The organism is Streptomyces sp. HUAS MG91 (genome assembly GCF_040529335.1).
GTDB lineage: Bacteria > Actinomycetota > Actinomycetes > Streptomycetales > Streptomycetaceae > Streptomyces > Streptomyces tabacisoli.
The window spans coordinates 3,301,123-3,326,375 of record NZ_CP159534.1; the positions used below are offsets into that span (position 1 = coordinate 3,301,123).

Here is a 25,253-nt window from a genome sequence, read left to right on the forward strand (position 1 = left end):
GTACGGGCGTCAGTACGTCAGGGAAGCGCCCCCGGCATACATCCGTGCGATCACACTCTCGATGTCCGGCTCCCGCACGGACAGATCGGCCAGCGGATAGCGCCCGGCGATCGCCGCGACGAGCGGCGCCGCGGAGTGCGCGGCGGGAAACGTCAGCCACTGCCGCACCCCCTCCACCTTCACCACCCGCGCCGACTCCACCTCGATCGGCGCCAGTTCGCGCTCCAGGTCGACGACGAGGGTGCGCTCACCGCCGCCCAGTTCGTGCAGCCCGTCCAGATCACCGTCGTACATCAGACGCCCGTGGTCGATGACCATGACGCGGCGGCAGAGCTGCTCGATGTCGGTGAGGTCGTGGGTGGTGAGCAGGACCGTCGTGCCGCGTTCGGCGTTCAAGTCCCGCAGGAATTCGCGGACCTTGACCTTGGAGACGATGTCGAGGCCGATCGTCGGCTCGTCCAGGTACAGCACCTCGGGGTCGTGCAGGAGCGCCGCCGCGATGTCGCCGCGCATCCGCTGCCCGAGCGAGAGCTGACGCACGGGCACCTCCAACAGCGGCGCCATGTCGAGGAGTTCGACGCAGCGCTCCAGGTTCCGCGCGTACCGGGCGTCGGGGATGCGGTACATGCGGCGCATCAGCCGGTAGGAGTCGATGAGCGGCAGGTCCCACCAGAGCGTGGTGCGCTGGCCGAAGACGACCCCGATGCGGTGCGCGAGTCCGGCGCGCTCGCGCGAGGGGTCGATGCCCGCGACGCGCAGCCGGCCCGCGCTCGGCGTCAGGATGCCGGTCAGCATCTTGATGGTGGTGGACTTCCCCGCGCCGTTCGGGCCGATGTAGCCGACCATCTCGCCGCGCGGCACGCTGAACGTCAGCGAGTCCACGGCCCGCACCTCGTGCCGCTCCCGGCGCAGGAAGCCCGCCTTGCGGCGCACGTCGAAGACCTTCTCGACGCCGTCCACCTCGATCAACGGCTCCGCGCTCACCACGTCGTCCCCTCTCAGCTCAGCTTCCCGTACTCCGATAGCCCCGCAGCGCCACCCGCCACACGCACCCCGCCACCGCCAGACACCCCGCGGCCACCAGCGGCGGCGCGAAGGCGACCCACCGGGGCAGGTCCAGCGGATAGGGGCGGCCGAGGATGTAGAGCGCCGGTATCCAGTTCACGAAGGCCAGCGGCAGGACGAACGTGACGCCCCGCAGCAGGTTGTCGCCGAACACGGTCGGCGGGTACTGGAGCAGCGCGTTGCCGCCGAACGTCGCCGCGTTCTGCACCTCGGCCGCGTCCTGCGCCACGATCTGGAAGGACGCGCCCGCGATGAACACGGCGGTGAAGATGGCGGCCCCGCTGACCACGAGCAGCGGCACGAGCAGCACCTTCACCGGCGTCCAGGACACGTCGAGCGCCACCGCCGACCACACCAGCACCACCAGGCCCTGGCTGATCCGCCCGGCCCGGCGCAGCGCGAACTTGTCCGCGGCCAGCTGCACCAGCACCGGCGCGGGCCGCACCAGGAACACGTCGAGCGTCCCGTCCCGCACCCGCTGCCCGGTCCGCCCCAGCGACCCGGCGGCCAGGTCGGCGAGGCCGAAGGCGGAGCCCGCGGTGCCGTAGAGGAACGCGATCTCGGGCAGCGTGTAGCCGCCGAGCCGGTCGACCTGCGAGAACATCAGCAGGATGCCGCAGAACTCCAGGCCCGTCATCGCGAAGTTGCCGAAGGTGGTCAGCGCGAACGAGGCCCGGTACGTCATCGTGGAGCGGATCCACGCCCCGCTGATCAGCCGGAACACCCGCCAGGCCGACAGCGCCCGGCCCCGGACCCGCGCCACCTCGCGCTCGGCCACCTCGTGTTCAGCCATCTCGTACTCGGCCGTCTCGTACTCAGCCACCCTGCACCACCACCCGCCGGGTCGCCGCCCGCTGCAGGAGCCGGCCCGCCCCGAGCAGCCCGGCCGCCCAGCCCGCCTGGAACAGATAGCTGCCCAGCGGGCCCCGCCCCGGATGCGTGCCCATCAGCACGTCCGCCGGGACCTGGAGCAGCGCCGACCAGGGCAGCGCCCGGGCCACGTCACCGATCGCGCCCGGGAACACGTTCAGCGGCAGCAGCATCCCGGAGAAGAACGTGCCGACGATCCCGTACATCTGCACCGCCCCGTTGCCGTCCATGAACCAGAACGCGGACATCGCCACGAGATAGCGCAGCGCGAAACTCACCACGCAGCCGAGCACCACCGCCACCAGGAACGCCAGCCACCGCACGGGGTCGTGCGGCAGCGCGAGCGGGAAGGCGAGCGCCCCGACCACCAGCGGCACCACCCCGCGCCCGAGCAGCTGGAACAGCGCCCGCCCCAGGTCGAGGGCGAGCCACCAGCACTGCAGATCGACCGGCCGGTACAGGTCGACGGCGATGTCCCCGCTGCGGATCCGCTCCATCAGCTCGGCCTCGACGCCGGACGGCATACCGAGCATCATCACGGCGAAGAGCGCCTGGCCGATCCAGACGAAGGTGAGCGCCTGCGCCTGGTCGTAGCCGCCGAGATGCGGGCGCTCGTCCCACAGCGCCAGATAGGTGTAGGCAATGATCATGCCGAAGACGGTGTTGGTGACGATGCCGGCCGCGGTGGAGGCGCGATACGTGGCGTATCTCCGCAGTCCACTGGCGACGACGGCCGCGTACAACCGAAGAGCTCCCACTGGCGGCAGCCTAGGGCCGGCCGGGCCTCGCCTGCCATGCATTTTTCCAGTGATGTAGGAGGCTTATGTGTCATACGAGGCGTACGTGACGTACGACGTGAATCAGGAGTTCCACAGGACATGAGCAGCGACGGCGAGCCGCCCCCGCAGGACCCCGGCCACGGTCCCGAACCGGACCGGGCCCCCGCCAAGGGCAAGGGCAAGGCCAAGCGCCCCAAGCGCACCGGCTGGCGGCGACTGATCCCCACGTGGCGGATGGTGCTCGGCACGCTCATCGGCTTCGTCGTGCTGTGCTGCGGCCTGTTCGCCCTCGGCTACGCCCTCGTGGACATCCCGCCGGCCAACTCCGCGGCGATCGCGCAGAGCAACGTGTACCTGTACGCCAACGGCGCGCAGATCGCCCGCGACGGCGACGTCAACCGCGAGAACGTCCAGCTCGCCCAGATCCCCAAGCCGGTCCAGCACGCCGTGCTCGCCGCCGAGGACCGGGACTTCTACTCCGAGTCGGCGATCGACCCGAAGGCCATGCTGCGCGCGGCCTGGAACACCCTGCGCGGCCGGGGCAAGCAGTCCGGCTCGACCATCACCCAGCAGTACGTGAAGAACTACTACCTCGGCCAGGAGCAGACGGTCTCACGGAAGGTGAAGGAGTTCTTCATCTCCATCAAGCTGGACCGCGAGGCGTCCAAGGACGAGATCCTCACCGGCTACCTCAACACCAGCTACTTCGGCCGCAACGCGTACGGCATCCAGGCCGCCGCCCAGGCCTACTACGGCGTCGACGTCGAGGACCTGACGACCGCTCAAGGCGCCTACCTGGCAGCCCTGTTGAACGCCCCGAGCGCCTACGACGTGATCGCGCACCCGGAGAACAAGAGCAGCGCCGAGGCCCGCTGGAACTACGTGCTCGACGGCATGGTCAAACAGAAGTGGCTCAGCGCCTCCGACCGCCGGAACATGACGTTCCCGATGCCGAAGGAGGCCAAGGGCGCGGCGGGCATGTCCGGCCAGCGCGGCTACATCGTGCAGGCCGTCAAGGACTACATCACCAGCAACAAGATCCTCGACGAGGACACCCTCGCCACCGGCGGCTACCGCATCACCACCACACTCCAGAAGAAGAAGCAGGACGCCTTCGCCGAAGCCGTCGACGACCAGCTGATGTCACAGCTCGACACCTCGGCACGCGACGTCGACAAGAACGTACGGGCCGGAGGCGCCGCCATCGACCCCGCCACCGGCAAGGTCGTCGCGATGTACGGCGGCATCGACTACACGAAGCAGTACGTCAACAACGCCACCCGCCGCGACTACCAGGTCGGCTCCACCTTCAAGCCGTTCGTCCTCACCTCCGCCGTGGCGAACGCCTCGACGACCCAGGACGGCCGCGTCATCACGCCCAACACCATCTACGACGGCACCAACAAACGCCCCGTACAGGGCTGGGACGGCGGCTACTACGCGCCCGAGAACGAGGACGGCGTCTCCTACGGCAACATCACCGTCCGCGCCGCCACCGACAAGTCCGTCAACTCCGTCTACGCCCAGATGGCCGTCGACGTCGGCCCCGCCAAGGCCAAACGGACCGCCGTCGACCTCGGCCTGCCGGAGAACACCCCGGACCTCACCGCCTCCCCCTCCATCGCGCTCGGCCCGGCGACCGCCAGCGTCCTCGACATGACCGAGGCCTACGCGACCCTCGCCAACCACGGCCGGCACGGCACCTACACGATCGTCGCCTCCCTCACCAAGGACGGCGAGAAGGTCGACCTGCCCGAGCAGGACACCCGGCGGGCCGTCAGCCGCGAGGCCGCCGACACCACCACCTCGGTCCTCCAGTCGGTCGTCGACACCGGCACCGGCACCGCCGCCCAGGCCGCCGGCCGCCCCGCCGCGGGCAAGACCGGCACCGCGGAGGAGGACACCGCCGCCTGGTTCGCGGGCTACACCCCCGACCTCGCCACCGTCGTCTCCGTGATGGGCCAGGACCCGCAGACCGGCGCCCACACCTCCCTGTACGGGGCCGCGGGCCTGCCCCGCGTCAACGGCGGCGGATTCCCGGCGCAGATCTGGGCCCAGTTCACCAGGCAGGCACTGGCCGGCACCCCGGCCACCGACTTCGACCTCCAATTGGAGGACGGCGCCGAACAGCCGCCCGCGCCCTCGGTCCCGTCGCCCCCGGCCTCCTCCGCCCCCGCGTCCGAGGAACCCACCGCCTCCGACGAGCCGACCGGGGAACCCACCGGCGAACCGGCCTCCCCCACGACCGAGTCGCCCCAGTCCCCCGACGTCCCGCAGACCGACGAACCCGGCCAGGACCAGCCCGACGAGGGCGACGGCAACGTCCTCAATGACCTGACGTCAGCTTCAGACCCACGATCGACACGAGCAGCAGTCCGATGAAGAAGATCCGCGCGGCCGTCGCCGGCTCCCCCAGCAGCAACATGCCGACGATGGCCGCACCCGCGGCACCGATGCCGACCCACACGCCGTACGCCGTACCGATGGGCAGCGACTTCGCGGCGTAGGACAGCAGCATCATGCTCGCGACGATGCCCGCGCCGGTGAACACGCTCGGCCAGAGCCGCGTGAAACCGTCCGTGTACTTCATACCGATCGACCAGGCGACCTCGAGAAGTCCGGCGACAACGATCAGGATCCAGGCCATGACAGGCACCTCCGTCAGTGGTTCTCAACAGGGGTGCGTCGTCTTTGCGGATCCCGGTACGGCGCGTCTCGTCGGGTACTCACCAAGGTAGCAAAGGGCACGCAAAAGGGGCTGGTGACGATGGTCACCAGCCCCTTCACGCAGAGTACGCGGCTACAGGTAGAGCCCCGTGGAGTCCTCCGAGCCCTCGAACCGGTCGGCCGCCACCGCGTGCAGGTCCCGCTCGCGCATCAGCACGTACGCGACACCGCGCACCTCGACCTCCGCCCGGTCCTCCGGGTCGAACAGCACCCGGTCACCCGGCTCCACCGCCCGCACGTTCTGCCCGACCGCGACGACCTCGGCCCACGCCAGCCGCTTGCCGACCGCCGCCGTGGCGGGAATCAGGATGCCGCCGCCGCTGCGCCGCTCGCCCTCGGCGGAGTCCTGCCGCACGAGCACACGGTCGTGCAGCATCCGGATGGGCAACTTGTCGTGCTGGGTCTTCTCGCTCACCCGACGAAAATACCTGCCCGGACCGGCCCGCGGTGCGGTCGGGTCAGCCCTTGCGGCGCCGCGTGCTCAGCGCGAGCAGCCCGACCACGCCCACCACGACCAGCGCGGCGGGCACCAGGCGCTCCAGACGCGGCGCGCCCTCCTCCGTGACCAGCTGCCCCTTCACATCCGAGACCAGCCGGTTGGCACTGACATAGGCCCGGCCGACCGTGTGGTCCACCTGGGCGGCGAACTTGGCCTTCGCATCGCCGACGATCGTCTTCGGGTGCACCCGCACCCCGAGCTCGTCGAGCGTCTCGGCCAGGGTCTCGCGGCGCCGCTTGATGTCCGCTTCGATCTCCGCGGGCGTCCGCGTATCCGGCGTATCCGTGTCCGACACCGCGCTGCCTCCGTGGTCGCTGCGTAACTAGCTGTGTGTGTGGTGATGGACAGTCTGTCAGCTCGCCGCCACGGTTACCCCTCGGCACCCCCATTACGCTCAACGGGAGTCCCCCACCGCGTACCGCGAGGAGAGCGAGCGACATGAGCGAGCGACTGCAGCCCGGCGACACCGCCCCCGCCTTCACCCTGCCCGACGCCGACGGCAACGAGGTCTCCCTCGCCGACCACAAGGGCCGCAAGACCATCGTCTACTTCTACCCGGCCGCACTCACCCCGGGCTGCACCAAGCAGGCCTGCGACTTCACCGACAACCTCGACGTGCTCGCCGAGGCCGGGTACGACGTCATCGGCGTCTCCCCCGACAAGCCGGAGAAGCTCGCCAAGTTCCGCGAGAAGGAGCACCTCAAGGTCACCCTCGTCGGCGACCCCGACAAGAAGGTCCTGGAGGCCTACGGCGCCTTCGGCGAGAAGAAGCTCTACGGCAAGGTCGTCACCGGAGTCATCCGCTCCACGATCGTCGTCGACGAGGACGGCAAGGTCGAGCGCGCCCTGTACAACGTCAAGGCGACCGGTCACGTGGCGAAGATCATCAAGGATCTCGGCATCTGACCCCGACGCGGCGGGTACCCGTGTTGTGACGAAAGTCCCCTCCACCGGGGACTTTCGTTTGCGACCGCCACGATCGAGCAAGTGATCCCCTGGATAAGTCTGCGTCCAGAGAAGGGATCCACCCCATGACCACCGAAACCGAGGAAGGGCAGGCGCCCGACCCGGAGGCGGTCAAGCGTCACCGGGCGCTCTTCCGTGCCGTCAAGCGGCGCAAGAACCCGCCGCTGCGCCGCACCGACATCACCGTCACCGACGACGCGGCGGTGAAGCGCGCGGTCAAGGCCGCCTCGCTCGGCAACGCCATGGAGTGGTTCGACTTCGGCATCTACTCCTACCTGGCCGTCACCATCGGCCATGTCTTCTTCCCGTCGGGGAACGACACGATCCAGCTGATCTCGTCGTTCGCGACGTTCGCCGTCTCCTTCCTGGTGCGACCGCTCGGCGGCATGGTCTTCGGCCCGATGGGTGACAAGATCGGCCGCAAGAAGGTCCTGGCGATGACCATGATCATGATGGCGATCGGCACCTTCGCCATCGGCCTGATCCCGTCCTACGCCACGATCGGCTTCTGGGCCCCGGTCCTGCTGATCCTCTTCCGACTGGTCCAGGGCTTCTCCACGGGCGGCGAGTACGGCGGCGCCTCCACCTTCATCGCCGAGTACGCGCCCGACAAGAAGCGCGGCTTCTTCGGCAGCTTCCTGGAGTTCGGCACCCTCGCCGGATACGTGGGCGCGGCCGGCCTCGTCACGATCCTCACCTCCGCGCTCGGCAGCGACGGCATGGAGTCCTGGGGCTGGCGCATCCCGTTCCTCGTCGCGGGCCCGATCGGCCTGGTCGGCCTCTACCTGCGGCTGAAGCTGGACGAGACGCCCGCGTTCCAGAAGCTGGAGGACGCCTCCTCGCACAAGGCGTCCGACGCGGCCTCCTCCGTCGAGACGACCGCCAAGGGCGACCTCGCGAAGATCTTCCGCGACTACTGGCCGACGCTGGTCCTGTGCATCTGCCTGGTCGGCGCGTACAACATCACCGACTACATGCTGCTGTCGTACATGCCGACGTACCTGTCCGACGAGATGGGCTACTCGGAGACCCACGGCCTGCTGATCCTCATCGCGACGATGATCGTCCTGATGTGCATCATCAACCAGGTCGGCAAGCTCTCCGACCGCTTCGGCCGCAAGCCCCTCCTCATGACCGGCATGCTCGGCTTCTTCGTCCTGTCGATCCCCTCCTTCCTCCTGGTCCAGAACGGCGCCCTGTGGGCGGTCTCGCTCGGCATGCTGCTGCTCGGCCTGTCCCTGGTCTGCCTGCTCGGCACGATGTCGGCGGCGCTCCCGGCACTCTTCCCGACGAACGTCCGCTACGGCTCCCTCTCGGTCGGCTACAACCTCTCCGCGTCGATCTTCGGCGGCACGACCCCGCTGGTCATCACCGCCCTGATCGGCCTGACCGGCTCCGACATGATGCCCGCGTACTACTCGATGGCCGCGGCCCTCATCGGCGTCATCGCGGTGGCCTGCATGAAGGAAACGGCCCAGCAGCCGCTGGCCGGTTCCCCACCGTCGGTGGAGACCGAGGAGGAGGCCGTGGAAATCGTGGAGTCCCAAACCCCGGACCCGAAGTTCTGACTCCACCTGTGTCCGAATTGCCGCGCGCCGACCAGGACTTGCCGTCGCGGAACGGCCGGGCTCCCCTGCCGGGCCGCACGCCCGTAGACTGACGGGGCGGCATACGCCAGCCAGGCGCAATGTCCGTTTTGTCGCGGTCGTGACGGAATTGGCAGACGTGTCGGGTTTAGGTCCCGGTGGGAGAAATCCCGTGAGGGTTCGAGTCCCTCCGACCGCACACAAGGAAGGGCGCTCCCCGAGGGGAGCGCCCTTCGTCGTACCCCCGGGTTTCAGCCCAACAGCTCCCGCACCACCGGTACCAGTGCCCGGAACGCCTTGCCCCGGTGGGAGATCGCGTTCTTCTCGGTGGGTGTCAGCTCCGCGCAGGTGCGTGTGTCGCCCTCGACCTGGAGGATCGGGTCGTAGCCGAAGCCGTTCGAGCCCGCCGGGGCGTGGCGGAGGACTCCGCGCAGTTGGCCCTCGACCACGCGCTCCGTGCCGTCGGGCAGGGCGAGGGCGGCCGCGCAGGCGAAGTGGGCGCCGCGGTGTTCCGGGGAGTCGATGTCGCCGAGCTGGGCCAGGAGCAGGTCCAGGTTCGCCTGGTCGTCGCCGTGCTTGCCGGCCCAGCGGGCGGAGAAGATGCCGGGGGCGCCGTTGAGGACGTCGACGCAGAGGCCGGAGTCGTCGGCGACGGCGGGCAGGCCGGTGGCCCGGGCGAGGGCGTGGGCCTTGAGGAGGGCGTTCTCGGCGAAGGTGACGCCGGTCTCGCGGACGTCGGGGACGTCCGGGTAGGCGTCGGCGCCGACCAGCTCGTGGGGCAGGCCGGCGTCGGCGAGGATGGCGCGGAGTTCGACGATCTTGCCGTTGTTGCGGGTGGCGAGGATGAGGCGGGTCATGCCGTCCAGCCTACGAGCAGTGCTACGGCGTGCAGACCTTGGTCAGTTCGCCCGCGGCGTCGGTGACGGGGGTGACGTCGGGCGTCTCGTCGCCGTTCCTGATCGACGTACGGACGTTGTCGACGGCCTTGTCGAGGTCGGCGACGGCCTGGGAGACGTCGGCGTTGTCGGTCTTGTCGCCGATGGAGTCGAGGTTGCGGTCGATGGAGGCGAGCGCCTCGTCCGTGCGCGTCGGGTCGTTCGAGGCGTTCTCCACGGCCTGCTGGAGGTCGGTGACGCTGTCGGCTATGGAGTCGGCGGTCTGGACGCAGTCGAGCGCCTTGTCGACGGCGGAGCAGCCCACGACGGCCGGGACCGCCGTCAGGGCCACCGCAGCGGCGAAGAGTGCGGTACGACGGTGACGGCGCGCGGCCATGGAACGGTCCTCCCCTGAGGTACGAAAAGGGTGGACGGCGGGCCGTGTCGCGTGCCGTCCACCCGTTCGTAGTGACGCAGTCGGTGGCCGTTCGGTTGCCGCTGCGCTTGGGGGTTTCTTTACCTGCCGGCGAGGGTCTCCTCGAGCGCCTTGCGCTGGGCGGCGGCGAGTTCGTCGCAGCCGGAGACGGCGAGGTCGAGCAGGGAGTTGAGTTCGTCGCGGGCGAAGGGCTCGGCCTCGGCGGTGCCCTGGACCTCGACGAAGCGGCCGTCGCCGGTGCAGACGACGTTCATGTCGGTGTCGGCGCGGACGTCCTCCTCGTAGCAGAGGTCGAGGAGGGGGGTGCCGCCGACGATGCCGACGGAGACGGCGGAGACGGTGCCGGTGAGGGGCTGGCGGCCGACCTTGACGATCTTCTTGCCCTGGGCCCAGGAGACGGCGTCGGCGAGGGCGACGTAGGCGCCGGTGATGGCGGCGGTGCGGGTGCCGCCGTCGGCCTGGAGGACGTCGCAGTCGAGGACGACGGTGTTCTCGCCGAGGGCCTTGTAGTCGATGACGGCGCGCAGGCTGCGGCCGATGAGGCGGCTGATCTCGTGGGTGCGGCCGCCGATCTTGCCGCGGACGGACTCGCGGTCGCCGCGGGTGTTGGTGGAGCGCGGGAGCATCGAGTACTCGGCGGTGACCCAGCCCTCTCCGCTGCCCTTGCGCCAGCGCGGGACGCCTTCGGTGAAGGAGGCGGTGCAGAAGACCTTGGTGTCGCCGAAGGAGACGAGGACGGAGCCTTCTGCGTGCTTGCTCCAGCCGCGTTCGATGGTGATCGGGCGGAGCTGGTCGGGGGTGCGGCCGTCGATGCGAGACATGGGGTCGAGCGTATCCGGTACGGCGAAGGCCCCACCCCCGTCAGGAGGGGTGGGGCCTTCAGTCGTTGCTGGGGTCGCTCACATCATGTCTTCGATGTCGGCGGCGATCGGGTCGGCGTCGGTGCCGATGACGACCTGGATCGCGGTGCCCATCTTGACGACGCCGTGGGCGCCGGCGGCCTTGAGCGCGGCCTCGTCGACCTTGGAGGGGTCGATGACCTCGGTGCGCAGGCGGGTGATGCAGCCCTCGACCTCTTCGATGTTGTCGAGCCCGCCGAGCCCGGCGACGATCTTCTCAGCCTTGGTGGCCATTTCGTTCTCCCTGTTTCTCCCGGGCCCGCCTTTGGGCCGCTTTGTCACGGTAACCCACGGTTGGCCCATCTTCACGAGCGGTTGTCCGGCCCGTGACGAATGATGACGAGCACGCAGACCGACCGTCCCACACCTGATGCAACTGGTCTACACCAGTCAGCAGATTATCCAACACCCGCCCATCGTGGCTTGTTCCGGGAGGACGCCCATGAGCACGAACGCTGCCGCCGCACCTCGGCCGAGCCCCTGGAGCACCTTCTTCCAGGGGCTCCAGAAGATGGGGCGCAGCCTCCAGCTGCCCATCGCCGTGCTCCCGGCGGCCGGTATCGTCAACCGGCTCGGCCAGCCGGACGTCTTCGGCGACGACGGTCTCGGCTGGACCAATGTGGCCAAGGTGTTTGCAGGTGCGGGTGGCGCCCTGCTCGACTCCGACCTGGGTCTGCCGCTGCTGTTCTGCATCGGTGTGGCGATCGGCATGGCCAAGAAGGCGGACGGTTCCACGGCGCTCGCGGCCGTGGCCGGCTTCCTCGTCTACCGGGGCGTGCTGCGGCAGTTCCCGATCGACTGCGCCGACGGGGCGAAGGCGGTGGCCGTCGGCTGTCAGGCGGCGGACAACACGGTCTCGGCGTTCCAGTACCAGAACCCGGGTGTGTTCGGCGGCATCATCATGGGTCTGCTGGCGTCGTACTTCTGGGTGCGGTTCCACCGGACGAAGCTGGTCTCCTGGCTCGGCTTCTTCAACGGCCGCCGGCTGGTGCCGATCATCATGGCGTTCATCGGCATCATCTTCGCCGTGCTCTGCCTGTGGATCTGGCCGCCGATCGGCGACGGCCTGGAGAACTTCTCCAACTGGCTCCAGGACCTGGGCGCGATCGGCTCCGGCATCTTCGGTGTCGCCAACCGTGCGCTGCTGGTCATCGGCCTGCACCAGTTCCTGAACGTGCCGCTGTGGTTCCAGTTCGGTTCGTACACCAAGCCGGACGGCCAGACCGTGCACGGTGACATCAACATGTTCCTCAGCGGCGACCCGAGCGCGGGCATCTACCAGTCGGGCTTCTTCCCGATCATGATGTTCGCCCTGCCGGCGGCGTGCCTGGCGATGGTGCACTGCGCCCGTCCCGAGCGGCGCAAGGCGGTCGGCGGCATGATGCTGTCGCTGGCGCTGACCTCGTTCGTCACGGGTATCACCGAGCCGATCGAGTACTCCTTCGTCTTCATCGCGCCGGCCCTGTACGCGGTGCACGCGGTGCTGACCGGTGTGTCGATGGCGGTGACGTGGGCGCTCGGCGTGAAGGACGGCTTCAGTTTCTCCGCGGGTCTGATCGACTACTTGATCAACTGGAATCTGGCGACGAAACCCTGGCTGATCATTCCGATCGGCCTGGTCTTCGCGGTGGTGTATTACGCGGTCTTCAGATTCGCGATCACGAAGTTCGATCTGAAGACCCCGGGCCGCGAGCCCGAGGAAGAGGTCGAGGACATCACCAAGGCCTGACAGGCCTTCAGCCCCCGTGCGAAGGGCCCCCGGACCATCGGTCCGGGGGCCCTTCGTCACGTATGAGTAGTACGCCCCACATATGTTCCAGACCACAAAAAACACGGGTTCCTTATCTCACCTTCACCGTGCTACAACAGGTCTACACCACTGAGGTGGTGTAGACCATCTGGCTGCTGCCCACCCCCGTTTTTCTTCCTTACCGTCCCCGGCAGCACCCCAGCACATGGAGGAAATTCATGAGCAGCACCGCCACGGCGGCACCCGCAAAGAAGCGGGGCTCCGGCCTGTTCCAGGGCCTTCAGAAGGTGGGCCGCAGCCTGCAGCTGCCGATCGCGGTGCTGCCGGCCGCCGGCATCCTGCTCCGTCTGGGGCAGCCCGACGTGTTCGGCGACGACGGTCTGGGCTGGCACAAGGTCGCCGCCGTCTTCGCGACCGCGGGCAGCGCCGTCTTCGACAACCTGCCGATGCTCTTCTGCATAGGCGTGGCCATCGGCTTCGCCAAGAAGGCCGACGGCTCCACCGCGCTCGCCGCCCTGGTCGGGTTCCTGGTCTACAGCAATGTGCTGAAGGCGTTCCCGGTCACCGACGCCATCATCAACACGACGAAGAACAAGGGCGTCGACGTCGCGGCCACGTACAACAACCCGGGTGTCCTCGGCGGCATCATCATGGGTCTGCTGGCCGCGGTGCTGTGGCAGAAGTTCCACCGCACCAAGCTGGTCGACTGGCTCGGCTTCTTCAACGGCCGCCGGCTCGTCCCGATCATCATGGCCTTCGTCGGCGTGGTCATGGGTGTCTTCTTCGGCCTCATCTGGGAGCCGATCGGTGAGGGCATCTCCAACTTCGGCGAGTGGATGACGGGTCTCGGCGCCGCCGGTGCCGGTCTGTTCGGTCTGATCAACCGCGCGCTGATCCCGGTCGGCATGCACCAGTTCGTGAACACCGTCTCCTGGTTCCAGCTGGGCGACTTCAAGGACGCCTCGGGCGCGGTCGTGCACGGCGACCTGAACCGCTTCTTCGCGGGTGACCCGACCGCCGGCCAGTTCATGTCGGGCTTCTTCCCGATCATGATGTTCGGTCTGCCGGCCGCCGCGCTCGCCATCGCGCACGCCGCCCGCCCCGAGCGCCGCAAGGCCGTGATGGGCATGATGGTCTCGCTGGCGCTGACCTCGTTCGTCACCGGTGTGACCGAGCCGATCGAGTTCTCGTTCATGTTCATCGCGCCGCTGCTCTACGCGATCCACGCGGTGCTGACCGCCCTGTCGATGGCGATCACCTGGGCGCTCGGCGTCCACGCGGGCTTCACCTTCTCCGCGGGCTTCATCGACTACGCGCTGAACTGGAACCTGGCGACCAAGCCATGGCTGATCATCCCGATCGGCCTGGTGTTCGCGGCGATCTACTACACGCTGTTCCGCTTCGCGATCACCAAGTTCAACCTCACCACCCCGGGCCGCGAGCCCGAGGAGGAGATCGAGGACATCACCAAGTGATCCCCGGCCGACACCGTCGGACCGGCTGACGACGAAGGCCCCGGAACCTCATCGGTTCCGGGGCCTTCGTCGTCGTACGGGCTCAGATCTCGTACGTCCTGCCGGGTGCGGCCAGCTCCACGGGGCCGTCGTACACCGCGCGCGCGTCCGTCAGGTTCACCTGCGGGTCGGTCCACGGCGGGATGTGGGTGAGGACCAGCTTGCGGGCACCGGCGCGCTGCGCGGCCTCGCCCGCCTCCACGCCGTTGAGGTGCAGGGCCGGGATGTTCTCCTTGCCGTGCGTGAACGCGGCCTCGCACAGGAACAGGTCGCTGTCCGCGGCCAGTTCGTCCAGCGCCTCGCACGGGCCGGTGTCCCCCGAGTACGTCAGGGAGCGGCCGCCGTGCTCGACGCGGATCGCGTACGACTCGACCGGGTGGCAGACCTTCTCCATCCGTACGGAGAACGGCCCGATGTCGTACGAGCCCGGCTTCACGGTGTGGAAGTCGAAGACCTCGCTGAACGCGGAGGCGGAGGGGGTGTCGGCGTGCGCGGTGGTCAGGCGCTGCTCGGTGCCCTCGGGGCCGTACACGGGCATCGGGGCGCAACGGCCGCCCTCGTGGCGGTAGTAGCGCACCACGAAGTAGGCGCACATGTCGATGCAGTGGTCCGCGTGCAGATGACTGAGGAAGATCGCGTCCAGGTCGTACAGACCGATGTGGCGCTGCAGCTCGCCCAGGGCGCCATTGCCCATGTCGAGGAGCAGCCGGAAGCCGTCGGCCTCTACGAGGTAGCTCGAGCAGGCCGATTCCGCGGACGGGAACGACCCTGAGCAGCCGACGACGGTGAGCTTCATAGGAGCTGGAACCTCCGCGCTGGCGGTCGGGATGCGGGGGTGGAACCTGTGGATTCTTTCGAGCGTAAGGCGCAAAAGCGCGGGTGGCTCCTCCGTCACCGGCTGTTGTGGGCGAACTCACCTGCTGTGTCACCGGTTCGGGGGGCGCTCGGGCGCGGGGTGATCCGGCAGCGCGCCCCGTGCGCCCCGCCGGTACCGTCTCCGTATGGACACGTCATGGTGGCTGGCGCTCGCGGCCGTCGTTCTGCTGGCGCTGGTCGCGACGCTCGTCGACGGCTGGGGGCGTGGCACGCGGCTGCGCCGGCGGGCCCGGCGGGGGCGGGTGGCGGGTGGGCCCGCGGCCGGGGAGATCTGGTGGGCGCTGGTGCCCTACGAGGACGGGCCCGGGGAGAAGGACCGGCCGTGCCTCGTTCTGGATCCGCGGGGGCGCACGGTGCTCGTCGCGAAGATCACCAGTCGGTATCACGGGGAGCGGCCCGGGGTGATTCCGTTGCCGCCGGGGGCCGTGGGGGATGCGCGGGGGCGGGCCAGTTTCCTGGAGACCGACGAGCTCCGCGAGGTTCCCGTCCGGGATTTCCGGCGCCGGGCCGGGGTGGTCGATCCGGTGCTCTGGGATCAGGTGCGGCGTCTGGGGTGGTGACGGGGGTGCGTTGCCGGGTGCGCGTGCGTCGTGGCTGGTCGCGCAGTTCCCCGCGCCCCTGAAGCATGCGCTGCGCGCAGCTTCCCCGATGAGATGGCGCACGCAGTGCGCATCTCAGGGGCGCGGGGAACTGCGCGACCAGCCCCCACCGGCCGTCGGCCGAAGACGAGACCCCCTAGGCCCAGAGCTGGCCGTGGAGGACCTCGATGGCGGCTTCCGTCGTCGCGGCCGTGTAGACGCCGGTCGACAGGTACTTCCAGCCGCCGTCGGCGACGACGAACACGATGTCGGCGGACTCCCCGGCCTTCACGGCCTTCTTGCCGACCCCGATCGCGGCGTGCAGCGCGGCCCCGGTGGAGACCCCGGCGAAGATGCCCTCCTGCTGCAACAGCTCCCGCGTCCGCGTCACGGCGTCGGCGGACCCCACGGAGAACCGCGTGGTCAGCACGGAGGCGTCGTACAGCTCGGGGACGAACCCCTCGTCGAGGTTGCGCAGGCCGTACACCAGGTCGTCGTAGCGCGGCTCGGCCGCGACGATCTTGATGTCGGGCTTCTGCTCGCGCAGATAGCGGCCGACGCCCATGAGCGTGCCGGTGGTGCCGAGCCCGGCGACGAAGTGGGTGACGGAGGGCAGGTCGGCGTAGATCTCCGGGCCGGTGGTCGCGTAGTGCGCGCCCGCGTTGTCCGGGTTGCCGTACTGGTAGAGCATCACCCACTCGGGGTGCTGCTCGGCCAGTTCCTTGGCGATGCGCACGGCGGTGTTGGAGCCGCCCGCGGCCGGCGAGGGGATGATCTCGGCGCCCCACATGGCGAGCAGGTCGCGCCGCTCCTGCGAGGTGTTCTCCGGCATGACGCAGACGATGCGGTAGCCCTTGAGGCGGGCCGCCATCGCCAGCGAGATGCCGGTGTTGCCGGAGGTGGGTTCGAGGATGGTGTCCCCGGGCCTGATCCGGCCGTCCTTCTCGGCCTGCTCGATCATGTGGAGCGCGGGGCGGTCCTTGACCGAGCCGGTCGGGTTGCGGTCTTCCAGCTTCGCCCAGATCCGTACGTCGTCGGACGGGCTGAGCCGCGGCAGGCGCACCAGAGGGGTGTTGCCGACCGCGGCCAACGGGCTGTCGTAGCGCATGGGTTGCTACGTTCCCGCGCTCAGCGCATGCCGCCGGCCACGGCCGGCAGGATGGTGACGTTGTCGCCGTCGGCGACCTTGGTGTCGATGCCGTCGAGGAAGCGGACGTCCTCGTCGTTCAGGTACACGTTCACGAAGCGGCGCAGCTGACCGTTGTCCACGATGCGGTCGGCGATGCCCGCGTGCCGCGTGTCCAGGTCGGCGAAGAGCTGGGCCAGGGTGTCCCCGCTCGCCTCGACGGCCTTGGCGCCGTCGGTGTAGGTGCGGAGGATGGTCGGGATGCGGACCTCGATGGCCATGCTGGGCTCCTGTCAGGAGTCGGAAGTCAGGTGGATGAGCGCGCGTGGGCGCTTTCCGTACGGGCGGGCGACCGGACGTACGGCGGTGCGGCTCAGCGCGGACAGATGGCGCTGGCGAGGCGGCACAGGTCGACGTGCAGCCGCGCCACGAGCAGGGTGCCCGGCGTCTTTTCGCTCACGTCGTGGAAAACCATGGGCTCATCGTATCGATTCCCGGCCGGGTCCCCGGAGTGTGATCTCACGATGCGGTCGAAAAGCGTCCGCCGGTCGAGACCACGGGGTGAATCGGGCCGGATCAGGCGGTGACCTCGACCTCTTCCTCGGTCACGGTGCCGTCGACGATGCGGAACGAGCGGAACTGGAAGGGGCCCGCGTCGTCGGTGTCCGCGGTGGAGACCAGGACATAGTGGGCGCCCGGCTCGTTGGCGTAGGAGATGTCCGTGCGGGAGGGGTAGGCCTCGGTCGCCGTGTGCGAGTGGTAGATGATCACCGGCTCCTCGTCCCGGTCGTCCATCTCGCGGTAGAGCTTGAGCAGGTCCGTGGAGTCGAACTCGTAGAACGTGGGCGAGCGGGCGGCGTTGAGCATCGGGATGAAGCGCTCGGGGCGGCCTTCGCCGACCGGTCCGGCGACGACGCCGCAGGCCTCGTCGGGGTGGTCCTCGCGGCTGTGTTCCACGATCTGGTCGTACAGCGTCCGGGAGATTTTCAGCATGCCGCCAGCATAAGCAGGCGGGCTGTCGTGTACCGGAGTGCGGTATACGACAGCCCGCCTGGTGAGACGCGCCCGGGGAGTGCCTGCTACGGGCGCTTCGCGTACGTGGCGGCCTCGGGCTTGCGCGCCTTGAGCACCAGGTAGGCGACCGCGAGGATCGCGCCCCAGACCGGTGCGCCGTACAGGGCGACCCGGTTGTCCTTGTCCATGCCCATGGTGACGATGACCAGCGCGATGAACGCGAGCGAGAAGATGCTCGCCCAGATGCCGCCGGGGGCCCGGAACGTGGACTTGGGCAGCTCGCCGCGGTCGGACTTGAGGCGGTAGCGGATCTGGGAGATCAGGATGACGATCCAGGCCCACATGCCGGAGATGGTGGCGAAGGAGACGACGTAGTTGAACGCCTCGCCCGGCCACTGGTAGTTGATCCAGACGCCGACCAGCATCATCGCGGCGGAGAACGTGGTGCCGACGACCGGCAGGCCGTTCTTGCTCAGCTTGGTGAACAGGCGCGGGCCCTGGCCGTTCTGCGCGAGGTCGCGCAGCATGCGGCCGGTGGAGTACATGCCCGAGTTGCAGGAGGACAGCGCGGCGGTCAGCACGACGAAGTTGACGATGGCGGCGCCGATGCCCAGGCCCATCTCGTCGAAGGCGTGCACGAACGGGCTCTCGCCGGCCTTGAAGGACGTCCACGGCACGACCGAGAGGATCATGATCAGGGCGCCGACGTAGAAGACGGCGATGCGCCACGGCACGGTGTTGATGGCCTTCGGCAGGACGGTCTTGGCGTCCTTGGCCTCGCCCGCGGTGACGCCGACGAGCTCGACCGCGAGGAACGCGAACATCACCATCTGGAGGGTCATCAGCGTCGAGCCGATGCCGTTCTCGCCGGCGAAGAAGCCGCCGAGGTCCCACAGGTGCGTGACGGACGCGGTGTCACCGACGTCGGAGAAGCCGATGGTGAGGATGCCGGCGCAGATGAGGATCATGCCGATGATGGCGGTGACCTTGACCGTGGAGAACCAGAACTCCAGCTCGCCGAAGAGCTTCACGGAGATCAGGTTGGCGCCGTAGAGGATGACGGTGAAGACCAGTGCGGACAGCCATTGCGGGATGTCCCACCAGAACGTCATGTAGACGGCCGCGGCGGTCACCTCGGTCATGCCGGTGATGACCCAGAACAGCCAGTACGTCCAGCCGGTGACGAAGCCCGCGAAGGGGCCGATGAACTCGCGCGCGTACTCCGAGAAGGAGCCGGAGACCGGGCGGTACATGAGGAGTTCGCCGAGCGCGCGCATGATGAAGAAGATGACGACGCCCGCGACGGCGTACGCCAGGATCAGGCTGGGGCCCGCCTTGGAGATGCCCTTGCCCGCGCCGAGGAAGAGGCCGGTCCCGATGGCGCCGCCGATGGCGATCATCTGGATCTGGCGGGAGCCGAGGCCCCGCTGGTAGCCCTCACCGGACTCGGGGGACGCCCCGTCGCCCCGCACGGCCTCATTGCCGGCAGAGTCCTTGCCGTGCTGCTCGACCTGCGCTGAGGTCATGTTGATGCGCCTTTCTCCATGCCGATCCGTGCCGTGGGGGGCTCGGATCGACTGTGACGATCCTTCGGGCGTGGGGCCCTGGATGGATGGAGCTGTTGCCTACCGGGGTCAGCCGGTAAGGGCGCCCCCAGCGGACAGGGGTGGCGTCCGCCGGGCGGTCGTGAAGATCTATCACGCCGTTCCCGGTGATCGACTCTGCCGACTGTGGCGTACAGCACAGGAAAAAGCGGTCAAACCGGCCCTGGCGCGCCATAGGCAGGCAGGGGCGGTGACCCGATCGTTATCCGGATTTGAGCGTCCGCTGAGCGAACGCGAAGCTCACGGGAGCAGGGTCTCGACGAGCGTCTCCTGGAGGCCGCCGAGCCACAGGTACGCCATCACCATCGGCTTGCGCGGGTCCTCGTCGGGGAGGCGGTAGAGGAGGTCGGTGTCCTCCTCGTCGGTGATGTCGAGGCGGGTGCCGATCGCCAGGCGCAGGTCGTTGAGCGCGCGCATCCAGCGGACCGAGTCGTCCGGCGTGAGCTTCAGGACCGCGCCGCCGTCACCGGCCGGGACGAGACCGTCCAGGGAGCGGACCACGGCGAGGGCGTCGTCGCGCTTGCCGGCCCGCAGGTCGTTCTCGGTGAAGCGGCGGAACTCCGAGGAGTGCGCCTGGAGTTCGGCCTGCGAGGTCTGGTCCTCGGGCGCGCCCGGGCCGCCGTACGCGTCCGGGAAGAGCCGGTGGAGCACCGGGTCGGCGGGCGGCTCGCTGGGGCCCTCGGCGAACAGCTCGGCGAGCGGGTCGTCGGACACCTCGCCGCCGGGCCCGGGGCCGATCAGCTCCAGGAGCTGGACGGCCAGCGAGCGGATGATGGAGATCTCGACGTCGTCGAGGGCGACGGCCGCGCCGCCGCCGGGGACCGGTTCGAAGTGCCCGGGCAATTTACTTCCGATCCTGTTGCAGCGTGGCCCACAGGCCGTAGCCGTGCATGGCCTGGACGTCCCGCTCCATCTCCTCGCGGCTGCCGGAGGAGACGACCGCGCGCCCCTTGTGGTGGACGTCCAGCATCAGCTCGGTGGCCTTGTCCTTGGAGTACCCGAAGTACGTCTGGAAGACATACGTCACGTAGCTCATGAGGTTGACCGGGTCGTTGTGGACGAGCGTGATCCAGGGGACGTCCGGCTCGGGGACCACGGAGAGATCCTCCGTCGTCTCGGGGCTTTCGATCTCAAGAGGTGCTGGAGCCGTCACACGGCCCATGCTGCCACCAGGAGGGGGCCATCGCACAAACGGACCCAGAAATCGTCACCTTGACGCTAATTCGGGGTAGCATCATCGTCATGAACACAGCGGACCTTGGCCTGCCGGTGGATGTTCCGTCGACAGCGCTCTTCACCGACCACTACGAGCTGACCATGCTGCAGGCCGCCCTCCACGGGGGCACGGCCGACCGGCGTTCGGTCTTCGAGGTCTTCACCCGCCGGCTGCCCGAGGGCCGCCGCTACGGCGTCGTCGCGGGCACCGGGCGCGTCCTCGACGCCGTGGAGAACTTCCGGTTCGACGCGGGCGTCCTGAACTTCCTGCGCGAGCGGAACGTGGTCGACGAGCCGACCCTCGCCTGGCTCGCGGACTACCGGTTCTCCGGCGACATCTGGGGCTACCCCGAGGGCGAGGTCTACTTCCCCGGCTCCCCCGTGCTGCGCGTCGAGGGCTCCTTCGCCGAGTGCGTGCTGCTGGAGACGGTGATCCTGTCGATCCTCAACCACGACTCGGCGATCGCCGCGGCCGCCTCCCGGATGTCCTCGGCCGCCGGGGACCGCCCGCTGATCGAGATGGGCGCCCGGCGCACCCACGAGCTGGCCGCCGTCGCCGCCTCGCGCGCCGCCTACGTGGGCGGTTTCGCGACGACCTCGGACCTCGCGGCCGGGTTCCGGTACGGGATCCCGACGGTCGGCACCAGCGCCCACGCGTTCACCCTGCTGCACGACTCCGAGCGGGACGCCTTCCGGGCCCAGATCGACTCCCTCGGCGAGGGCACGACGCTGCTCGTGGACACGTACGACGTCCAGGAGGCCGTGAAGACGGCCGTCGAGATCGCCGGGCCGAAGCTGGGCGCCGTCCGGATCGACTCGGGCGACCTGCTGCTCGTCGCGCACCGGGTGCGCGAGCAGCTCGACGAGCTCGGCGCCAAGGACACCAAGATCGTGGTCACCTCCGACCTCGACGAGTACGCCATCGCCTCGCTCGCGGCCGCGCCCGTGGACGCGTACGGCGTCGGCACCCAGCTGGTGACCGGCTCGGGGCACCCGACCTGCTCCATGGTCTACAAGCTGGTGGCGCGCGCCGAGTCCGCCGATCCCGACGCACCGCTGACGGCGGTCGCGAAGAAGTCGGCGGGCGGCAAGACGTCCGTCGGCGGCCGCAAGTGGGCGGCGCGCCGCCTGGACCGGAACGGGGTCGCGGAGGCCGAGGTGCTCGGCACCGGCGCCGTGCCGGCCGAGCTGGCCGACCGGCAGCTGCTCGTCGAGCTGGTCCGGGGCGGCGAGGTCGTGGCCCGGGAGCCCCTCGACGCAGTGCGCGAGCGGCACATCGCCGTGCGCGACGGGCTGCCGCTGTCGGCGACGCAGCTCTCGCGGGGCGAGGCCGTGATCCCGACCGAATACCAGTAACCGCCCGGTTCCGCGCCCCAATTGCCCTCTCCCGCAAGCCACTTGAACCTTCTACGCTCGTAGCCTCACGGTCCCGCCATCTCGCTAAGGAAACCGCCCATGCGCCGCGCCTTGATCGTCGTAGACGTGCAGAACGACTTCTGCGAGGGCGGCAGCCTCGCGGTGGCGGGGGGTGCCGATGTCGCTGCCGCGATCACCGATCTCATCGGGCAGGCCGGCGGCGGTGGCTACCAGCACGTCGTCGCCACCCGCGATCACCACATCGCGCCCGGGAACCACTTCGCGGACGCCCCGGACTACCGGCACTCGTGGCCCGCGCACTGCGTCGCCGGGACCGAGGGCGTGGGGTTCCACCCGAACTTCGCGCCGGTGATCGCGTCCGGGGCGATCGACGCGGTCTTCTCCAAGGGGGCGTACGCGGCGGCGTACAGCGGGTTCGAGGGCGCGGACGAGAACGGGGTGTCGCTCGCGGAGTGGCTGCGCCGGCGGGAGATCACCGAGGTGGACGTGGTCGGGATCGCCACCGATCACTGTGTGCGGGCCACCGCGCTGGACGCCGCGCGGGAGGGGTTCCGTACGCAGGTGCTGCTCGATCTCACCGCGGGGGTCGCTGCCGCCACTACCGAGGCCGCGCTCGCCGAGATGAAGGATGCCGGAGTCGAACTCACCGGTCAGCCCGTCGTGGCCTAGGACACGGGGCTCCGCCCCGGACCCCGCTCCTCAAACGCCGGAGGGGCTGATTTTGAGGGCCCGTATCGAGCGCCAGAGGGCCGCCTCCGTCGGGTCCGGGGCCTCGCGCCAGACCAGGCCGTCGGGGTGGTGGAGGACCGCGGTGATCTCGTCCGGGGTCGGCGGGTGCTGGTTGCCCCGCAGGTAGACCGCGCGCAGGCCCAGATTGCGCAGGCGGGTCAGGGCGCGGGCGCGGTTCACGGCGTGGACCAGGACCCGTACGGCGCCCTCTCCGGGGCCGGGCGCGGGCAGCGTCAGCGCCACCACCACACTGCCGCCGGGCAGCTTGCAGAACCCTCCTGCGGACATACCTGTCACACCCCCGTGAGACGTCGTGTCAATAAGGAACTCACAGGACGCACCTAAACACGATCGGCCGCGACCCGCTAGCCCTAGCTAGAAAAGTCGCGGCCGATACGTCTTTGACCTGGGGTTTTACAAGATCACCGGGTGGAGGGGCCCACCTTGACCGTGATCGAGGAGCCGTCCAGGGGCTGGTTCAGGACAGAGATCCGGGTGTTGGTGTCAGTTGTCTTGACACTTCCGTTCGGGTTCTCCGCGTACCAGTAGGTGCCCTTGCGGTCGTCGAAGACCGGGTTGCCGAGCTGCGGCTTGATCTTGGTCGCGACGCCCAGCTTGTGCAGGGTCATGCCCGGGACCGGGTACCAGCCGAAGGCAGCGTCGTACGGGGTGATCTTGTTGGAGATCAGCTTGCCGTCCGCCCACTTCATCGGCTTCGCGTGCGCGTCGATCGGCAGGATCAGGCCCTGGCCCGGGTGCTGGCCGACGTTGTTGTTGCGCTGCGAGGTGTCCCACTGCCAGATGACCAGGCCGGGACGGTACTGGTAGTGCTCGACCCAGTTCTGCTTCGCGCCGCCGTCGCGCCAGCCGAAGTTGTACGGGCCGACCTTGAGGGTCTTGTCGTACGACTCGTACTGGCGGTTCTCGGCGATGTAGAACTGCGGGAAGTCGCCGCTGATCGAGGCGCCGACGCGGGAGAAGCCGTGGCTCGTCCAGCCGGCCTGCTCGGACTCGGCGTCGTCGGCGAACAGGGTCGCACCGTCGGCCTTGACCGCGAGGTTGTCGAACGCGAAGCCCATCTGGGCCACGCCGCCGTCGGTCTTGTAGCGGAAGCGGACGTCGATCTTCTGGCCCGCGTAGGCGTCCAGCGGGAAGACCAGGTGCTGGAACTTGCCGTTGGTGCCGGTCAGGGCCGGCTTGTCGCCGCCGTCGCGCGGGATGGCCTGGCCGTCGGCGGTGCCGTCGATCGTCTGCCAGCTCGCGCCGCCGTCGGTGGACACCTGCGTGTACAGGTAGTCGTAGTCCTTCTCGATGTCGTACCAGCCGTCGAGTTCGAGCGAGCCGGTCTTCTTGCCGGTCAGATCGACCGTGCGCGACAGGGTGTTGTCGAGGTCGTCGCCGTAGTCCGACCACCACTGCTTGCTGCCCTGCGCGGGCTGCACGATGTTCGTGGTGACGTTCTTCTTGGGCAGTTCGACGACCAGCGCCTGCTTCAGCTTGGTGTTGTACTCCGAAACACCCAGCTTGTGCACCGAGTTGGTGGCGGCCTTGGCCTTGTCGTAGTTGAGCCAGCCCAGCTGGAGCTTGTCCCAGGCGGTCATGTCGCCCGGCATGTCGCCGATGGCGTCCTTGCCGGTGCCGAGCCAGGAACCGGCCGACATCAGCGACCAGAAGCCGACCGAGTTCTCGCCGATGTACGTGGTGTCGTACAGGTCGGGCAGGCCGAGGTCGTGGCCGTACTCGTGGGCGAAGACGCCGAGGCCGCCGTTCTCCGGCTGCATCGTGTAGTCGCCGACCCAGATGCCGGTGTCGCCGACCGGGGTGCCGCCCGCCTTGAAGCCCGCGGGGCCGGTGTTGCCGTCGTCGCGGCTGTAGGCGTAGCCGCGGTGCGCCCACAGGGCGTCCTCGCCCTGGACGCCGCCGCCCGCGGACTCGTCCTCGCCGGCGTGCACGATCTGGAAGTGGTCGATGTAGCCGTCGGGCTCGTTGAAGTTGCCGTCGTTGTCGTGGTCCGTACGGTCCCACTGGTCGTACTTGGCGAGGTCGGCCTTGATGTCGGCGTCCGACTTGCCGGCCGCCTTCTGCTGCGCGACCCACGCGTTCACGCCGTCGCGGACCAGGTCCTCGACGGTCGGGCAGTTGGAGGCGCCGCAGTAGTTGGAGCCGTACCGGGCCTCGTTGTAGTCGACCTTGACCCAGTCGGAGACCTCACCGTCGACCGAGTAGCGGCCCGACGAGGTCTTCTCGTAGTACGTCTTGAGGGAGTCGACGCCCTTGCCCGAGCCGAAGTACAGGTCCTGGAAGTGACCCTTGTCGTAGTCCTTCTGCCAGGCCGTGCTGTTGTCCTTGCTGCGGTCCGGCTCGGCTATCTCGTTGTGCAGCGGGCCGGCGTCGCCGCCGTACTTGCTGTCGACCTTGTCGCCGAACTCGACCAGGATCGTGAAGATCTGGTCGGTGCGCTCACGGCCCAGCTCGACGTACTTGTCCTTGCCGAGCTTGACGACCTTCGAGCCGTTCTTCTCCTGGACCTTCGAACTGCCCTTGAGCACCTGCTCCAGGGCCGTCTGCCGCTGCTCGGCCTGCTGCCGGCTGAACGGGCCGTCGATGACATGGCCCTTGCCCTGGTAGCTGTCGCCGTGCGAGCCGCTCGGCGGGGCGGCCGGGCTGTCGGCCTGCGCGGTGGTCGCCGCTATGGAACCGGTGGCCGCGGTGGCGGCCAGGGTCACGAGCACGGCGGCGGATCTCAACGCCCGTCTCTTGGTGGTCAC

At 69.0% G+C, this 25,253-nt stretch carries 28 protein-coding genes, 1 tRNA gene and 1 riboswitch; of the genes, 9 read left to right on the top strand and 20 right to left on the bottom strand.

Annotation, left to right across the window (positions count from 1 at the left end; genetic code table 11):
• Nucleotides 1–9: 9 nt before the first annotated feature.
• From ABII15_RS14990 to ABII15_RS15000, 3 genes are all read right to left on the bottom strand, one after another.
• The gene (locus tag ABII15_RS14990) at nucleotides 10–984 is read right to left on the bottom strand and encodes an ABC transporter ATP-binding protein (protein ID WP_353947064.1); all 975 of its coding nucleotides are present in this window, start codon (nucleotides 982–984) and stop codon (nucleotides 10–12) included.
• A gap of 19 nt (nucleotides 985–1,003) precedes the next feature.
• On the bottom strand, nucleotides 1,004–1,750 hold the full coding sequence (locus tag ABII15_RS14995; RefSeq protein WP_353947065.1) for an ABC transporter permease: 747 nt from the start codon (nucleotides 1,748–1,750) through the stop codon (nucleotides 1,004–1,006).
• A gap of 130 nt (nucleotides 1,751–1,880) precedes the next feature.
• Nucleotides 1,881–2,693 (bottom strand): ABC-2 family transporter protein, encoded by an 813-nt coding sequence (locus ABII15_RS15000; RefSeq protein ID WP_353942828.1) that lies wholly within the window; start codon nucleotides 2,691–2,693, stop codon nucleotides 1,881–1,883.
• A 120-nt stretch (nucleotides 2,694–2,813) separates the two neighbouring features.
• Here ABII15_RS15000 and ABII15_RS15005 point away from each other — a divergent pair, with 120 nt between their 5' ends.
• Nucleotides 2,814–5,096 (top strand): transglycosylase domain-containing protein, encoded by a 2,283-nt coding sequence (locus ABII15_RS15005; protein WP_353942829.1) that lies wholly within the window; start codon nucleotides 2,814–2,816, stop codon nucleotides 5,094–5,096.
• Here the strand turns inward: ABII15_RS15005 and sugE are convergent.
• The 3 genes from sugE to ABII15_RS15020 form a co-directional block, all read right to left on the bottom strand.
• Nucleotides 5,041–5,361 carry a quaternary ammonium compound efflux SMR transporter SugE gene (sugE, locus tag ABII15_RS15010; RefSeq protein WP_111664847.1) on the bottom strand — a complete coding sequence of 107 codons (321 nt, stop codon included), beginning with the start codon at nucleotides 5,359–5,361 and terminating at the stop codon, nucleotides 5,041–5,043. The genes ABII15_RS15005 and sugE overlap by 56 nt on opposite strands.
• A gap of 32 nt (nucleotides 5,362–5,393) precedes the next feature.
• Nucleotides 5,394–5,459, bottom strand: a riboswitch (guanidine-III (ykkC-III) riboswitch).
• Between the two features lie 55 nt (nucleotides 5,460–5,514).
• A complete protein-coding gene (locus ABII15_RS15015) occupies nucleotides 5,515–5,856 on the bottom strand; it encodes a co-chaperone GroES (protein ID WP_018531818.1) in 342 nt (113 codons plus the stop codon).
• 43 nt (nucleotides 5,857–5,899) lie between these two features.
• Nucleotides 5,900–6,235, bottom strand: coding sequence for a DUF3618 domain-containing protein (locus ABII15_RS15020; protein ID WP_353942830.1), 336 nt, complete (start codon nucleotides 6,233–6,235; stop codon nucleotides 5,900–5,902).
• A 143-nt stretch (nucleotides 6,236–6,378) separates the two neighbouring features.
• Here ABII15_RS15020 and bcp point away from each other — a divergent pair, with 143 nt between their 5' ends.
• The 3 genes from bcp (at nucleotide 6,379) to ABII15_RS15035 (ending at nucleotide 8,691) form a co-directional block, all read left to right on the top strand.
• Nucleotides 6,379–6,846, top strand: a complete 468-nt coding sequence (gene bcp / locus ABII15_RS15025; protein WP_353942831.1) for a thioredoxin-dependent thiol peroxidase — start codon at nucleotides 6,379–6,381, stop codon at nucleotides 6,844–6,846.
• Nucleotides 6,847–6,971: 125 nt separating this feature from the next.
• On the top strand, nucleotides 6,972–8,474 hold the full coding sequence (gene proP, locus ABII15_RS15030) for a glycine betaine/L-proline transporter ProP (protein ID WP_353942832.1): 1,503 nt from the start codon (nucleotides 6,972–6,974) through the stop codon (nucleotides 8,472–8,474).
• A gap of 133 nt (nucleotides 8,475–8,607) precedes the next feature.
• Nucleotides 8,608–8,691 (top strand) — tRNA-Leu (locus ABII15_RS15035).
• Nucleotides 8,692–8,743: 52 nt separating this feature from the next.
• Here the strand turns inward: ABII15_RS15035 and rdgB are convergent.
• From rdgB to ABII15_RS15055, 4 genes are all read right to left on the bottom strand, one after another.
• The gene (gene rdgB, locus ABII15_RS15040) at nucleotides 8,744–9,349 is read right to left on the bottom strand and encodes an RdgB/HAM1 family non-canonical purine NTP pyrophosphatase (RefSeq protein ID WP_353942833.1); all 606 of its coding nucleotides are present in this window, start codon (nucleotides 9,347–9,349) and stop codon (nucleotides 8,744–8,746) included.
• A 22-nt stretch (nucleotides 9,350–9,371) separates the two neighbouring features.
• Nucleotides 9,372–9,764: a hypothetical protein gene (locus ABII15_RS15045; RefSeq protein ID WP_353942834.1), complete on the bottom strand. Its 393-nt coding sequence runs from the start codon at nucleotides 9,762–9,764 to the stop codon at nucleotides 9,372–9,374.
• Between the two features lie 119 nt (nucleotides 9,765–9,883).
• Nucleotides 9,884–10,624, bottom strand: a complete 741-nt coding sequence (gene rph / locus ABII15_RS15050; RefSeq protein ID WP_353942835.1) for a ribonuclease PH — start codon at nucleotides 10,622–10,624, stop codon at nucleotides 9,884–9,886.
• Between the two features lie 78 nt (nucleotides 10,625–10,702).
• A complete protein-coding gene (locus tag ABII15_RS15055; RefSeq protein ID WP_100593980.1) occupies nucleotides 10,703–10,936 on the bottom strand; it encodes a PTS glucose/sucrose transporter subunit IIB in 234 nt (77 codons plus the stop codon).
• A 208-nt stretch (nucleotides 10,937–11,144) separates the two neighbouring features.
• Here ABII15_RS15055 and ABII15_RS15060 point away from each other — a divergent pair, with 208 nt between their 5' ends.
• Nucleotides 11,145–12,431 (top strand): PTS transporter subunit EIIC, encoded by a 1,287-nt coding sequence (locus ABII15_RS15060; protein WP_353942836.1) that lies wholly within the window; start codon nucleotides 11,145–11,147, stop codon nucleotides 12,429–12,431.
• 239 nt (nucleotides 12,432–12,670) lie between these two features.
• Nucleotides 12,671–13,927: a PTS transporter subunit EIIC gene (locus ABII15_RS15065; RefSeq protein ID WP_353942837.1), complete on the top strand. Its 1,257-nt coding sequence runs from the start codon at nucleotides 12,671–12,673 to the stop codon at nucleotides 13,925–13,927.
• Nucleotides 13,928–14,009: 82 nt separating this feature from the next.
• Here ABII15_RS15065 and ABII15_RS15070 read toward each other — a convergent pair whose 3' ends face one another.
• Nucleotides 14,010–14,762 carry an MBL fold metallo-hydrolase gene (locus ABII15_RS15070; RefSeq protein WP_353942838.1) on the bottom strand — a complete coding sequence of 251 codons (753 nt, stop codon included), beginning with the start codon at nucleotides 14,760–14,762 and terminating at the stop codon, nucleotides 14,010–14,012.
• 205 nt (nucleotides 14,763–14,967) lie between these two features.
• On the opposite strand from ABII15_RS15070, the gene ABII15_RS15075 reads away from it, so the two are divergent.
• Nucleotides 14,968–15,402, top strand: a complete 435-nt coding sequence (locus ABII15_RS15075; protein WP_353942839.1) for a type II toxin-antitoxin system PemK/MazF family toxin — start codon at nucleotides 14,968–14,970, stop codon at nucleotides 15,400–15,402.
• Between the two features lie 175 nt (nucleotides 15,403–15,577).
• On the opposite strand, the gene ABII15_RS15080 is transcribed toward ABII15_RS15075, so the two are convergent.
• The 7 genes from ABII15_RS15080 to clpS form a co-directional block, all read right to left on the bottom strand.
• Nucleotides 15,578–16,528, bottom strand: a complete 951-nt coding sequence (locus tag ABII15_RS15080) for a cysteine synthase (protein ID WP_353942840.1) — start codon at nucleotides 16,526–16,528, stop codon at nucleotides 15,578–15,580.
• Between the two features lie 20 nt (nucleotides 16,529–16,548).
• Nucleotides 16,549–16,827, bottom strand: a complete 279-nt coding sequence (locus ABII15_RS15085; protein WP_351453856.1) for a MoaD/ThiS family protein — start codon at nucleotides 16,825–16,827, stop codon at nucleotides 16,549–16,551.
• Between the two features lie 92 nt (nucleotides 16,828–16,919).
• Nucleotides 16,920–17,021, bottom strand: a complete 102-nt coding sequence (locus ABII15_RS15090) for a putative leader peptide (protein ID WP_351453853.1) — start codon at nucleotides 17,019–17,021, stop codon at nucleotides 16,920–16,922.
• Between the two features lie 101 nt (nucleotides 17,022–17,122).
• On the bottom strand, nucleotides 17,123–17,539 hold the full coding sequence (locus ABII15_RS15095; protein ID WP_353942841.1) for a M67 family metallopeptidase: 417 nt from the start codon (nucleotides 17,537–17,539) through the stop codon (nucleotides 17,123–17,125).
• Nucleotides 17,540–17,625: 86 nt separating this feature from the next.
• Nucleotides 17,626–19,086, bottom strand: coding sequence for an amino acid permease (locus ABII15_RS15100; RefSeq protein ID WP_353942842.1), 1,461 nt, complete (start codon nucleotides 19,084–19,086; stop codon nucleotides 17,626–17,628).
• Between the two features lie 318 nt (nucleotides 19,087–19,404).
• Entirely contained in the window at nucleotides 19,405–20,007 is a 603-nt protein-coding gene (locus tag ABII15_RS15105; RefSeq protein ID WP_353942843.1) for a DUF2017 domain-containing protein, read from the bottom strand.
• A gap of 1 nt (nucleotide 20,008) precedes the next feature.
• Nucleotides 20,009–20,326: an ATP-dependent Clp protease adapter ClpS gene (gene clpS, locus ABII15_RS15110; protein ID WP_353942844.1), complete on the bottom strand. Its 318-nt coding sequence runs from the start codon at nucleotides 20,324–20,326 to the stop codon at nucleotides 20,009–20,011.
• Between the two features lie 80 nt (nucleotides 20,327–20,406).
• Between clpS and ABII15_RS15115 the strand changes: the two genes are divergently transcribed.
• Complete coding sequence (locus ABII15_RS15115) at nucleotides 20,407–21,735, top strand: nicotinate phosphoribosyltransferase (protein ID WP_353942845.1); 1,329 nt, start codon at nucleotides 20,407–20,409, stop codon at nucleotides 21,733–21,735.
• Between the two features lie 99 nt (nucleotides 21,736–21,834).
• A complete protein-coding gene (locus ABII15_RS15120; RefSeq protein WP_353942846.1) occupies nucleotides 21,835–22,425 on the top strand; it encodes an isochorismatase family protein in 591 nt (196 codons plus the stop codon).
• 30 nt (nucleotides 22,426–22,455) lie between these two features.
• Here the strand turns inward: ABII15_RS15120 and ABII15_RS15125 are convergent, their stop codons facing one another.
• Nucleotides 22,456–22,773, bottom strand: a complete 318-nt coding sequence (locus ABII15_RS15125) for a hypothetical protein (RefSeq protein ID WP_353942847.1) — start codon at nucleotides 22,771–22,773, stop codon at nucleotides 22,456–22,458.
• Between the two features lie 134 nt (nucleotides 22,774–22,907).
• Nucleotides 22,908–25,253: an immune inhibitor A domain-containing protein gene (locus ABII15_RS15130; protein ID WP_353942848.1), complete on the bottom strand. Its 2,346-nt coding sequence runs from the start codon at nucleotides 25,251–25,253 to the stop codon at nucleotides 22,908–22,910.

Bases quoted from the DNA above. Each gene is read 5' to 3' on its own strand.
- ABII15_RS15125 (WP_353942847.1), bottom strand. From the start codon at position 22,773: ATGTCCGCAGGAGGGTTCTGCAAGCTGCCCGGCGGCAGTGTGGTGGTG.
- ABII15_RS15005 (WP_353942829.1), top strand. From the start codon at position 2,814: ATGAGCAGCGACGGCGAGCCGCCCCCGCAGGACCCCGGCCACGGTCCC.
- bcp (WP_353942831.1), top strand. From the start codon at position 6,379: ATGAGCGAGCGACTGCAGCCCGGCGACACCGCCCCCGCCTTCACCCTG.
- proP (WP_353942832.1), top strand. From the start codon at position 6,972: ATGACCACCGAAACCGAGGAAGGGCAGGCGCCCGACCCGGAGGCGGTC.
- ABII15_RS15055 (WP_100593980.1), bottom strand. From the start codon at position 10,936: ATGGCCACCAAGGCTGAGAAGATCGTCGCCGGGCTCGGCGGGCTCGAC.
- ABII15_RS15045 (WP_353942834.1), bottom strand. From the start codon at position 9,764: ATGGCCGCGCGCCGTCACCGTCGTACCGCACTCTTCGCCGCTGCGGTG.
- ABII15_RS15095 (WP_353942841.1), bottom strand. From the start codon at position 17,539: ATGCTGAAAATCTCCCGGACGCTGTACGACCAGATCGTGGAACACAGC.
- rdgB (WP_353942833.1), bottom strand. From the start codon at position 9,349: ATGACCCGCCTCATCCTCGCCACCCGCAACAACGGCAAGATCGTCGAA.
- ABII15_RS15070 (WP_353942838.1), bottom strand. From the start codon at position 14,762: ATGAAGCTCACCGTCGTCGGCTGCTCAGGGTCGTTCCCGTCCGCGGAA.
- clpS (WP_353942844.1), bottom strand. From the start codon at position 20,326: ATGGGCCGTGTGACGGCTCCAGCACCTCTTGAGATCGAAAGCCCCGAG.
- ABII15_RS15100 (WP_353942842.1), bottom strand. From the start codon at position 19,086: ATGACCTCAGCGCAGGTCGAGCAGCACGGCAAGGACTCTGCCGGCAAT.
- ABII15_RS15085 (WP_351453856.1), bottom strand. From the start codon at position 16,827: ATGGCCATCGAGGTCCGCATCCCGACCATCCTCCGCACCTACACCGAC.
- ABII15_RS15065 (WP_353942837.1), top strand. From the start codon at position 12,671: ATGAGCAGCACCGCCACGGCGGCACCCGCAAAGAAGCGGGGCTCCGGC.
- sugE (WP_111664847.1), bottom strand. From the start codon at position 5,361: ATGGCCTGGATCCTGATCGTTGTCGCCGGACTTCTCGAGGTCGCCTGG.
- ABII15_RS15120 (WP_353942846.1), top strand. From the start codon at position 21,835: ATGCGCCGCGCCTTGATCGTCGTAGACGTGCAGAACGACTTCTGCGAG.
- ABII15_RS14995 (WP_353947065.1), bottom strand. From the start codon at position 1,750: ATGACGTACCGGGCCTCGTTCGCGCTGACCACCTTCGGCAACTTCGCG.
- ABII15_RS15115 (WP_353942845.1), top strand. From the start codon at position 20,407: ATGAACACAGCGGACCTTGGCCTGCCGGTGGATGTTCCGTCGACAGCG.
- rph (WP_353942835.1), bottom strand. From the start codon at position 10,624: ATGTCTCGCATCGACGGCCGCACCCCCGACCAGCTCCGCCCGATCACC.
- ABII15_RS15075 (WP_353942839.1), top strand. From the start codon at position 14,968: ATGGACACGTCATGGTGGCTGGCGCTCGCGGCCGTCGTTCTGCTGGCG.
- ABII15_RS15080 (WP_353942840.1), bottom strand. From the start codon at position 16,528: ATGCGCTACGACAGCCCGTTGGCCGCGGTCGGCAACACCCCTCTGGTG.
- ABII15_RS15090 (WP_351453853.1), bottom strand. From the start codon at position 17,021: ATGGTTTTCCACGACGTGAGCGAAAAGACGCCGGGCACCCTGCTCGTG.
- ABII15_RS15060 (WP_353942836.1), top strand. From the start codon at position 11,145: ATGAGCACGAACGCTGCCGCCGCACCTCGGCCGAGCCCCTGGAGCACC.